The organism is Gottfriedia sp. NPDC057948, from assembly GCF_042887255.1.
Lineage (GTDB): Bacteria > Bacillota > Bacilli > Bacillales > Bacillaceae_G > Gottfriedia.
On sequence record NZ_JBHVPN010000001.1, the window covers coordinates 529,131 to 538,969 of the forward strand.

General features: G+C 31.8%; 11 protein-coding genes. 8 read left to right on the forward strand and 3 right to left on the reverse strand.

From position 1 onward, the window contains the following. The first annotated feature begins 8 nt into the window (after positions 1-8). From ACFVRR_RS02460 to ACFVRR_RS02475, 4 genes are all read left to right on the forward strand, one after another. Positions 9-290 (forward strand): YlbE-like family protein, encoded by a 282-nt coding sequence (locus ACFVRR_RS02460; protein ID WP_387324309.1) that lies wholly within the window; start codon positions 9-11, stop codon positions 288-290. 76 nt (positions 291-366) lie between these two features. Continuing rightward, complete coding sequence (locus ACFVRR_RS02465; RefSeq protein ID WP_387324312.1) at positions 367-939, forward strand: histidine phosphatase family protein; 573 nt, start codon at positions 367-369, stop codon at positions 937-939. A gap of 61 nt (positions 940-1,000) precedes the next feature. After that, positions 1,001-1,456, forward strand: coding sequence for a YlbF/YmcA family competence regulator (locus ACFVRR_RS02470; protein ID WP_056468453.1), 456 nt, complete (start codon positions 1,001-1,003; stop codon positions 1,454-1,456). Between the two features lie 471 nt (positions 1,457-1,927). After that, complete coding sequence (locus ACFVRR_RS02475) at positions 1,928-2,200, forward strand: YlbG family protein (RefSeq protein ID WP_056468449.1); 273 nt, start codon at positions 1,928-1,930, stop codon at positions 2,198-2,200. Positions 2,201-2,374: 174 nt separating this feature from the next. Here the strand turns inward: ACFVRR_RS02475 and ACFVRR_RS02480 are convergent, their stop codons facing one another. Continuing rightward, positions 2,375-2,764: a DUF7147 family protein gene (locus ACFVRR_RS02480; protein ID WP_387324315.1), complete on the reverse strand. Its 390-nt coding sequence runs from the start codon at positions 2,762-2,764 to the stop codon at positions 2,375-2,377. Between the two features lie 368 nt (positions 2,765-3,132). On the opposite strand from ACFVRR_RS02480, the gene rsmD reads away from it, so the two are divergent. Both rsmD and coaD read left to right on the forward strand, forming a co-directional pair. Continuing rightward, the gene (gene rsmD / locus ACFVRR_RS02485) at positions 3,133-3,690 is read left to right on the forward strand and encodes a 16S rRNA (guanine(966)-N(2))-methyltransferase RsmD (RefSeq protein ID WP_387324317.1); all 558 of its coding nucleotides are present in this window, start codon (positions 3,133-3,135) and stop codon (positions 3,688-3,690) included. Between the two features lie 17 nt (positions 3,691-3,707). Then, positions 3,708-4,199: a pantetheine-phosphate adenylyltransferase gene (gene coaD / locus ACFVRR_RS02490; RefSeq protein WP_387324320.1), complete on the forward strand. Its 492-nt coding sequence runs from the start codon at positions 3,708-3,710 to the stop codon at positions 4,197-4,199. Between the two features lie 562 nt (positions 4,200-4,761). Here coaD and ylbJ read toward each other — a convergent pair. Further along, entirely contained in the window at positions 4,762-6,018 is a 1,257-nt protein-coding gene (gene ylbJ, locus ACFVRR_RS02495; protein WP_387324323.1) for a sporulation integral membrane protein YlbJ, read from the reverse strand. Positions 6,019-6,158: 140 nt separating this feature from the next. Here ylbJ and ACFVRR_RS02500 point away from each other — a divergent pair, with 140 nt between their 5' ends. Both ACFVRR_RS02500 and ACFVRR_RS02505 read left to right on the forward strand, forming a co-directional pair. Continuing rightward, complete coding sequence (locus tag ACFVRR_RS02500; RefSeq protein ID WP_387324325.1) at positions 6,159-6,965, forward strand: patatin-like phospholipase family protein; 807 nt, start codon at positions 6,159-6,161, stop codon at positions 6,963-6,965. Beyond that, complete coding sequence (locus tag ACFVRR_RS02505; RefSeq protein ID WP_387324327.1) at positions 6,940-7,965, forward strand: SepM family pheromone-processing serine protease; 1,026 nt, start codon at positions 6,940-6,942, stop codon at positions 7,963-7,965. Before ACFVRR_RS02500 ends, ACFVRR_RS02505 begins: the two co-directional genes overlap by 26 nt. A 98-nt stretch (positions 7,966-8,063) precedes the next feature. On the opposite strand, the gene ACFVRR_RS02510 is transcribed toward ACFVRR_RS02505, so the two are convergent. Further along, on the reverse strand, positions 8,064-9,335 hold the full coding sequence (locus tag ACFVRR_RS02510; RefSeq protein WP_387324935.1) for a nucleotidyltransferase: 1,272 nt from the start codon (positions 9,333-9,335) through the stop codon (positions 8,064-8,066). Positions 9,336-9,839: the final 504 nt, after the last annotated feature.

The window sequence follows — 9,839 nt, forward strand, 5'->3', positions numbered from 1 at the left end:
GATCTAAATTGAGAAAAGATGTAATAGAATTTCTTCAGAGTGAGGAAGATTATTTGAAGTTTTTAAGACAACAACCAAAATGGTATCGTAAACTTTCTAGAAATCCTGAGCTTACTGATGAGTTTAGACTGGCTTCCCTTGAGTTTTTTGGTAAAACTATTCCACAACGAGTTGATAAATTGTCAAATCAAGTTCAAATGGCATCGTTTATGATTGACATGTTCCATGTATTAAAGGATCAACAAAGTACTAGTAGTGAATCCTCTGATACTGAATCGAAAGAAGACTAAAAAAGGATAATAATTCAATCTGTCATAGCTTTTTGCTACAATGAAGAAAGTAAGTTTTAAAAAAGGAGTAGTAGTTATGACAGAAATTTGTTTAGTAAGACATGGACAAACTGATTGGAATTTTAACAATATAATTCAAGGAAGAGAAGATATTCCTTTAAATATGGTAGGTAAACAACAAGCGAATGATAGTGCATTGTTTTTAAGTGATCAAAAATGGGATCGGGTTATTACAAGTCCTTTGGTTAGGGCGAAACAAACTGCACAGGCAATTGCAGAGCTTTCTAAAATTGATGAAATTATAGAGGATGAACGATTTCTAGAAAGAGAATTTGGTGAAGCTAGTGGAAAACCTATTTCCGATGTTCATGAAAACATTTATAATAATAATGTAGAAGGAATGGAAACAAATGAAGAATTAATCGATCGAGCTTTTAGTGCATTAAAAGACATTGCCCAAAATTATGAAGGTAAACGAATTGTAATTGTTGCACATTCTCATACGATTAAGGCAATTCTACATGCGATTAATCCTGAGAAAGTAAATTTTAGGACGAAATTAAAAAATGCTTGTGCAAATTTTATTGAATTTAAAGATGGTAAATGGAAGATAAATGAATTTAATATTTCTGATCACATAAAAGCTTAGGACAAGTTCTTTTATTTAAGGAATTAAATGTGATATAGTTTATTCTTGGAGGTGTAAGGAAATGTATGCAACAATGGAAACCTTGCAACTTATAACAGTCTCAGAAGAACTTGCTTCAATGATCGTGCAATCGGATGTTGCAGATCAGTATCGAACTTCATATATTGCATTAAACAATGATAAAACTGCGCAAGAAATTATTAGCCGTTTTATGAAGACGAAGGATTTATATGAGGATGTTCAGCGATTTGGAAAATATCATCCTGATTATAAAGAAATTCGTAAAAAAATGAGTGAAGTTAAAAGAGAACTTCAATTAAACGATACAATCGCTGCTTTTAAGCAAGCTGAAGATCAGGTCCAATTACTTTTAGATGAGACTAGCTATTTAATTGCTCAAGCTGTTTCGCCTTCTGTAAAAGTTCCAGCGGGTAATCCATTCTTCGTAAATACAGGTGGAGGATGTAGTACTGGTGGATGTGGCACAGGTGGAAAGTGTGGATGTAAAACGAGGTAATAAATCATATAGAAAGGCTCATTATTTGATAATGAGTCTTTTTTTAGTAAAAGTCATTTTCTGAACCTAGTACAGTTAGCGCAATTGTTTCCACAACAAAACATTTTTTTATTCGGAACGTAAAATCGATGTTTAAATACGAAATTATTATGTTCTTTACGAATAAATTCAACTCGGTAAATTAGTTTAAACTGTTCAGTAATGGTTCTTGCGCAATCATTCAGTAGTTTTTTGATCGCTTCTTCGGTTTGTTGTCGGTCGGTCTGAATATATAGAAAATTGGCACCGCAAATTTGTTTGTTTGAAAAATGATTAATTTGTTTATAATTTGAAATACAGTTAAAAAATTGCTCCCAAACATCATCTAACATAATTTTCAATCCTTTCTAAAAACTATTTATGAAAGTTTCGTTGCAAAAGAAATTTGGGATATGATATTCTAGTTCTAACGGATTTTTAAAGGAGAAAGCTATGTTCGTGCAAAGACAAGGTATTATTATTTATTTACAATCATTAAAACAAGCAAAAATGTTACGTAAATTTGGAAATATTCACTTTGTCTCTAAACGTTTGAAATACGTAGTCCTATATTGCAATATGGATGATATAGATCGAACAATAGAGAGATTGAAAAAATTTCATTTTGTGAAACGAATTGAATTGTCATATAAACCTTTTATTAAGACTGAGTACGAAAATGCAAAACCAGACGAAGCAAAGGAATATGATTATCAAGTAGATTAAAAACGATTGAATGGATAATTAATTTAGAAGGGGTAACCGATCTGAATTAAAAACCGTTCAATCGTTTTTCTTGTGGTATGGTTGAGTGGTAGGGGATAGGTAAAAACTATCCCTGATATTCTTTTTACTTTATGAGAAAGATTAGAAAATAGTAAATCCTATTATCTAGTCTAGTTATTTCATTGGTGGAATTAAGTGATTTAAGCGTAAAATTCCGATAATATATTGATGGAATAAATCGTTTTCATGAAATGAGCTTGAGTGTCTAATTTGTAATGTGATGATTTCTTTGTTTAAGGTTGTAGCTAATTCTTCAAACAACACTTCACGTTTTGTAACTGTATCTTCTTTTAATGTAATTCCTTCTCTACTATAATATATTGGTTGGAATTCACCAATAGAAGTAGGGCTTAAGATAACAGCAAAAGAACAGCAGTTTAAACCTTTATTTTCAGCTGATAATTTAAGTAAAAATTTAACTCTATCTTTTTGCGATTTAGCAATTTCAAATAGTTCATATAAATCTGAGTATCCTTCTCCAATTTCAATCATGCGTTGGATCATGTGTGTTCCCCCTTAAAACGTAAATACTTTACGAGTAATTCAAACAAAGTATGGAAATAAATGCAACATTTATTCTACAGGATAAAGGCATAAAAAAAAACCCCGCATTTGCAGGGCCCCTCTTATTAAAGTGTAATCACTTAAAAGAAGGCAAAGGGAGAGGAGAAACCGGAGGAAGAACTTATGGGGAAACGTAAGTCTTCTCCGCGGTTGGCAACAACATCAACTGAGATGTTGTTAAAATTAATTATTTCCAAAGTGGCTGATTTTATACATAAGTAGAAGAATATGGAAAGAAATGTTTTTGTTTTAGTGAAATTATGATAGGATATGTTCGTAAATTGAAATATATAGTAGGAGTAAATTAAATGAGAGTAGTGTCAGGAAAAAATAAAGGATTAAGTTTAAAGGCAGTACCTGGAATGAGTACTAGACCGACAACCGATAAAGTAAAAGAAGCAATGTTTAATATAATTGGACCTTACTTTGAAGGTGGTATTGTATTAGATTTATTCGGTGGTAGTGGTGGACTATCAATTGAGGCATTAAGTAGAGGGATTGAAAAAGCGATTATTGTAGACCGTGAAATGAAGGCAATTAAGACGATTAAAGAAAACTTAGCAACTTGTAATCTAACTGATTGTGCTGAAGTATATCGAAATGACGCTGAGAGAGCTGTTAAAGCGATTATTAAAAGAGAGATCCAATTTGATTTAATTATTTTAGATCCTCCTTATAAAAAGCAACAAATCGTATCATTAATTGAAACTTTTGATGAAAAAAATCTACTTGCATCAGAAGGAACAATTTTAGTAGAACATGCTACAGATGTCGAATTACCTGAAAAAATAGGGAAATTTGTACGAACAAAATCAGAAAAATATGGAATTTGTGGCGTATCAGTGTATCATATTCGTATGGAGTAATTTTTAGGGGGTACAAGATGAAACGTATTGCTGTTTGTCCTGGGAGTTTTGATCCTATTACTTTAGGACATTTAGATATTATTAAACGTGGAGCAAGAGTGTTTGATGAGGTAATTGTTGTTGTATTAAATAACTCGGCCAAAAATTCTTTATTTACTTTAGAAGAAAGAAAAGCATTAATTACGGAAACTACAAGTGCAATTCCAAATGTACGTGTTGATTCATTTAGTGGTCTATTAATGGATTATGCGAAAAAAATTAACGCCTCTGCAATATTAAGAGGCCTAAGAGCAGTATCAGACTTTGAATATGAAATGCAAATTACAGCAATGAACAAAAAATTAGTAGATGAAATTGACACATTTTTTGTAATGACAAATAATCAATATTCATTCCTAAGTTCTTCAATCGTAAAAGAAGTCGCGAAATATGGTGGAAATGTAAAAGACTTAGTACCAGAATGTGTAAATAGCGCATTAACAGAAAAATTTTTAAAACCTCAAGTTTAATGTAAGTTGAGGTTTCTTATAACGTTGAAATATATTGTAGTCACTATTGAAAAATACAAACATTAAATGAATTTCTATGAAGAAAGAGACTATTTATTATTGTTTTATCAGTAATTTTATTGATAAACAAGTGATTTTGGTTGAGAGATAAATGTCTTTACTAACTTGGGAACATTAAAATATCTTCTTTTTTGACGATCAATATTTGTAAAGATATGTAAGTTGTCATCATAATTTATAATTTGATTAATAAAAGGTCATTCATTCGTTCAATTGACTATTCCATTGTTTTTAAGATTCTTCTTTTTTATCAAGAAATTGATTGGAACGAAAGGGTGCTCGACTCCTATGGGATTAGCGGGAAGGCTGAGACCCCACAGGGCGTAGCCGAGGAGGCTCAGGTCTCGCCCCATGGAAAGCGAGAACCCTGTAGTGGAAATCATATGACACAACATACTTATCAATGATCAATCCAACGATTTAATTGTCAAATTCTTTTTTCAACAGAATGAAACCTCAAGTTTATTTAAACTGAGGTTTCTTTTTTTATATACAAAAAGGTTTAAGAAGATAACTTTTTTATATACAGTTTATAAATCAAGATAATTACATAAATGTAAAGAGAAATTAATGTTATAAATGAACCTGTTGAAATCAATGATTCCAGGTTTAACTGTTTCTCTGTAAAAATCTTTATAACAGGTAACGTATTATTAGTAACATTAGAAGTTAACTGATTAAGATATAATGGCTTCCAAAAGATAATTGCCAAAATAGGTGCAATTCCAGATTGCAATAAACGACCGATTAAATAAGGTTTCATACTTAACTTCACTTCAGAAATAATACTTGCTACTTGGGCTTGTATTGAAAAACCACCAAATCCTAAAATAAAGCTAGTTAAAGCCACTTGCTGCAATAATGTACTATTGCCTAATTCACTGACTAATTTAGATCCTAGAGTAATTTCAAATAATCCAGATAAAAAAGGTGTAGATAAATTGTGATTAACCTTTAAATTTGAAAAGCAAAATGCAATTATTTTTCCAACATTCGAGATAAATCCAATTTCAATTAAAAGCATATTTAGAACAGAAAAAACGATAATAAATCCACCGATCATTAATAATGTTTGTACGGAAGAAGCTATTGCGTCCCCTAATATTTTTCCGATCGGTCTTCTTTCACTTAATCTTTTTTCATGCATAACTTTAAAAGCGTATTTAAAGCGGTTAGAATGAATTCTTTCTTTACGAGAGTAGTTAGGTTGGTTGCTTCCGTAAAACCTCATAATGAGGCCTACAATAGCGTTAGATAAATAATGACTGAGTGCAAGAACGAGCCCAACTTTTGGGTTATGAAAAAAACCAACAGATATAGCAACAAATATAAACAATGGGTTAGATGAATTTGTAAATGAATTAAGTCGTTCGGCTTCTAATTTTGTTAATTCCCCATCTTTATATAATTTTGCAGAAAGTTTCGCACCTGAAGGAAATCCTGAGGCCATTCCCATAGCCCAAACAAACGCCCCAACACCCGGAACTCTAAATAAAGGTCTCATAACTGGCTCTAAAAATACACCAATAAATTGAACAATTCCAAAGCATATTAGAAGTTCACTTAAAATGAAAAAAGGAAGGAGCGAAGGAAATACGATTCCCCACCACATATTTAACCCTCTTATTGAACCTTTAAATGCTACCTCTGGATGCAAAATAATAGTTGATGTCAAAAATATGAGTAATAAAAATATTAGTAAGGTAATGAAGTAATTTTTTTTCACATATAAACCTCCAAAGATAAACTTAAAAACCATATAGATTTTTGTCTAATTGTAGTAAGACCACTGAGTAGGAAATAAGATAGTAATATATGTATAAAAAAAACTTGTACAATTAAATATACGTTGCTGGAATTCAATTTTAGACCAAAGAGTTTAATTGGAGGGGAAACAACTTGGAACCGAAAATTGGTTTAGCATTAGGTTCAGGAGGTGCACGAGGATTTGCACATGTTGGTGTAATTTCCGTTTTAAAAAAGCATAATATTCCTATAGATCTGATTGCAGGTAGTAGTATAGGTGCTTTAGTTGCTGTTTTATACGGTGCTGGTGCGGATGTAGATCGTCTATATAAAATCGCAAAAGTATTTCAATCTAAATACTATATTGACTATGTTGTTCCAAAAATGGGTTTGATTTCTGGGAACAGAGTTAAAGAGTTGATAAAAGTACTATCATTCGGTAGAAAGCTTGAAGAATTAGATTTGCCAGTGTCGGTAATCGCTACAGATTTATTAACAGGAGAAAAAATTGTATTTCAAAAGGGAGATATTGCTACTGCAGTCCGTGGCAGTATTTCAATACCAGGAATTTTTGTACCAGAAACATGGAATGGAAGACTTTTAGTTGATGGTGGAGTCATCGATCGTATCCCCGTTTCAGTTGTCAAAGAGATGGGGGCGGATTTTATTATTGGAGTAGATGCTTCTCCTATTCAAGTAAGTGGTGAAGTTTCGACAATCTATGATGTGATTATGCAAAGTATTGAAATAATGCAGCATGAGCTCGTGAGAAATAGAGAAATTGCTTCGAATGTTATGATAAGACCTAAATTAGACCATGTTAATTCTAGAAACTTTACTAACCTTGAAAATGTTATCAAAATAGGTGAAGAAGCTACAGAAAAATTAATTCCAGAGATTCTTGAAAAGATTGAGCAATGGAAGGAGAAAAATAGTGATAAAAAGGATCAGAATTCTTAATGTCCTATTAGTACTTGGTATTACGCTAATTCTTTTATATTTCATTCCATTACCATACTATGTAACAAAACCAGGCTTAGCAGAGCCTTTAAGGCCATATGTAAAAGTTGAAGGTGCAAAAAAAGATAAAGGTGAATTTATGCTAACGACCGTCGCAATGGGTAAGGCAAATGTTTATTCATATATTGGTACGAAAATTAATGACAATTACCATTTATACAAGATAGAAGAAATAAAAGTAAAAGGTGAAAGTGATGAAGATTATCAGTTCCGCCAATTAAGATACATGGAAGAGTCAAAGCAAGCTGCGATTTTAAACGCATATAAGCAGGCTAAAAAATCTTATAAAGTGACGGAAAACGGAATAGTAGTCGTATCTGTTTTAAAGGATATGCCAGCCCATAACGTATTAATGCTAGGTGACATTATCACTAAAATCGATGGGAAAGAAATTCGTACGATCAATGATTTTACCAATACTGTAAAAAGTAGAAAGCCTGGTACAAATTTTAATTTAGAAGTTAGTAGAAAAGGGGAAATTAAATACTTTAATATTAAAACAGAAGCTTTTAAAGACGAACCGAATCGTGCTGGAATTGGTGTTTCTATTGCAGAAAATTTAAATCTAACTACAAATCCAAAAGTTAAAATAAATTCAGAAGAGATTGGTGGACCTTCAGCGGGACTGATGTTTGCACTAGAAATTTATGATCAATTAAAAGACGAAAGTTTAGCAAAAGGTCATGAAATAGCTGGAACTGGAACAATTGATAAAAATGGAGTCGTTGGACCGATAGGTGGTATATCTCAAAAAATAATTGCAGCATCTGATTCTGGAGCAGAGATTTTCTTTGCACCAAATGAGAACGGTAAAAAGAATTCTAATTATAATGAAGCTGTAAAAAGTGCAAAAAAGCATGACTTGAAAATGAAAATAATACCGATTGATACATATGACGAAGCAATTAATTATCTTGAAAAGTTAAAGACAAAAAAATAATTTCATTAGAATAGGTGCATGATAAAAAATGGCAGGATATAAGGGAGATATCCCTAAACCTGCCATTTTTTTAGTTTATACTATTTAGTTGAAACTACTTACGATCTACTAAATTGATTACTATTTTCATCATAAATAATTGGATACAGTGAATATTCGGTTTTTATTAATTTTTGTTGATTATGTAATGAAAGCATCGAAGCATAAGTATGTGTTGCTTTCAAATCAGTACTTAGTTCTTTTTGATTTTGCTGATTAATAGTCGTGTAAATTGGTAATTCAATTAATTTTTTTTTGCTATTTAAATAAGTTTTTCCCATTGAACTCATACCAAGTAAACGAATATAAGGAACACGATCCTTCTCTAATATTGCTGACATTTCCTTTTTTGATGTATTTGTTAAGATATGTGTTAACAATCTTTGAATTCGAGTCCAAGTGTATCTCTTTGTTTTTATTGATGTCATTAACTCTTCAAAATTAAGACAGTTTAATACAGAATGTAATACCCTTCTTTCTAAACCTTCGACAGCTTCGTAAATTTCCTCAAGCTCTTCTTTAGTTGAAGTCATTAATTTATATTTCAAAAATGGTAAATATTCATTCCAAGAATGAAGAACACCATACTCGTTTATGTAATCTTCAATTGAATCTTTAGTAAAGCTTGGAACAAAGTCAGAAATCGATTGATTATCACCTTTTAGAATTTTTCTAATTGCTGTAGCGCTAGCGATACTATGATGATTGGTTTCTTCATCATGATAATTTGCAGCTATACGCTGAATCGTTCTACCTTCCATTCGACTATCAAAGTGTTCAATAGCTTCTAAATAATGTATTCCTAAAATATTATTTGGAAGTGAAACATCTAGCTTCGATGAATCAAGATTTTTTTGTAAAGCAGTACTATATGCAGCAGGATAACTTAGTCCTTCATCAAGAAAAGTACGTATACTTGTATTGATTGAAGAAGTAAGCTGCTTCTTTTGTTTGATTAACTCGTAAAATGTCTCGATTTTACCCTCTTCACTTCCAAAACAAACATAATCACATTTTAAAGAATCAAGAATTGAAATAGCGCCTTTGGCAAAGATGCTAGCGTGCTGAGTCGAATAGCTATAAGGTAATTCAATAACAAGATCTGCACCTGCTTGTAAAGCTAACTTTGTACGTACATGCTTTGGAACGACTGCTGGCTCGCCTCTTTGTAAAAATTGACCACTCATTACCGCAATAACAACATCAGCATTTGTACTATTTTTAGAACTAGTTAAATGAAAAACATGTCCATTATGTAATGGGTTATACTCTACTACTACACCAACCGAACGCAGAGAAATGCACCTCCAATATTTACTAATTTCACAAATTTATACATTAAGAATACCAGTTTTCAGAAATAATTCGCAACCTAGTGTGAATTGTATTGAATTTTATTGTGGAAAATAATATATTAGATAGGTTACATATAGGAAGCAAGGTCAAGGATTTAATGGGAAAGCTAGTAACCAAGTCTAAAACTTTTAGTGAATTTTTCGTCTTATGCTAGTCGGGAATTCAGTCAAAGAAGTAATTATGATGTCTAGTTCCACAAGCTAGCTCTTCGGTAATATTCCATTAATCTTCGAAGTGGGAAGATCCACTTCTTTTAGCTGAATGGAGATATTCTAAAAAATAAGCAGAAGAGTTGTCTAGCTTCGGCTCCTAACTCCTCGAGGTCATAAGCTAATTTTTTGCTAAGATTAAAGAGCAAATCTTAGTGAAAATCGTCTTATGCTTGTCGGGAATTCAGTCAAAGAAGTAATTATGATGTCTAGTTCCACAAGCTAGCTCTTCGGTAATATTCCATTAATCTTCGAAGTGGGAAGATCCAC

What these genes read in the sequence shown, in the direction of transcription:
- ACFVRR_RS02465 (WP_387324312.1), top strand. Translation starts at nt 367, where the DNA reads ATGACAGAAATTTGTTTAGTAAGACATGGACAAACTGATTGGAATTTT.
- ACFVRR_RS02470 (WP_056468453.1), top strand. Translation starts at nt 1,001, where the DNA reads ATGTATGCAACAATGGAAACCTTGCAACTTATAACAGTCTCAGAAGAA.
- ACFVRR_RS02475 (WP_056468449.1), top strand. Translation starts at nt 1,928, where the DNA reads ATGTTCGTGCAAAGACAAGGTATTATTATTTATTTACAATCATTAAAA.
- ACFVRR_RS02480 (WP_387324315.1), bottom strand. Translation starts at nt 2,764, where the DNA reads ATGATCCAACGCATGATTGAAATTGGAGAAGGATACTCAGATTTATAT.
- rsmD (WP_387324317.1), top strand. Translation starts at nt 3,133, where the DNA reads ATGAGAGTAGTGTCAGGAAAAAATAAAGGATTAAGTTTAAAGGCAGTA.
- coaD (WP_387324320.1), top strand. Translation starts at nt 3,708, where the DNA reads ATGAAACGTATTGCTGTTTGTCCTGGGAGTTTTGATCCTATTACTTTA.
- ylbJ (WP_387324323.1), bottom strand. Translation starts at nt 6,018, where the DNA reads ATGGTTTTTAAGTTTATCTTTGGAGGTTTATATGTGAAAAAAAATTAC.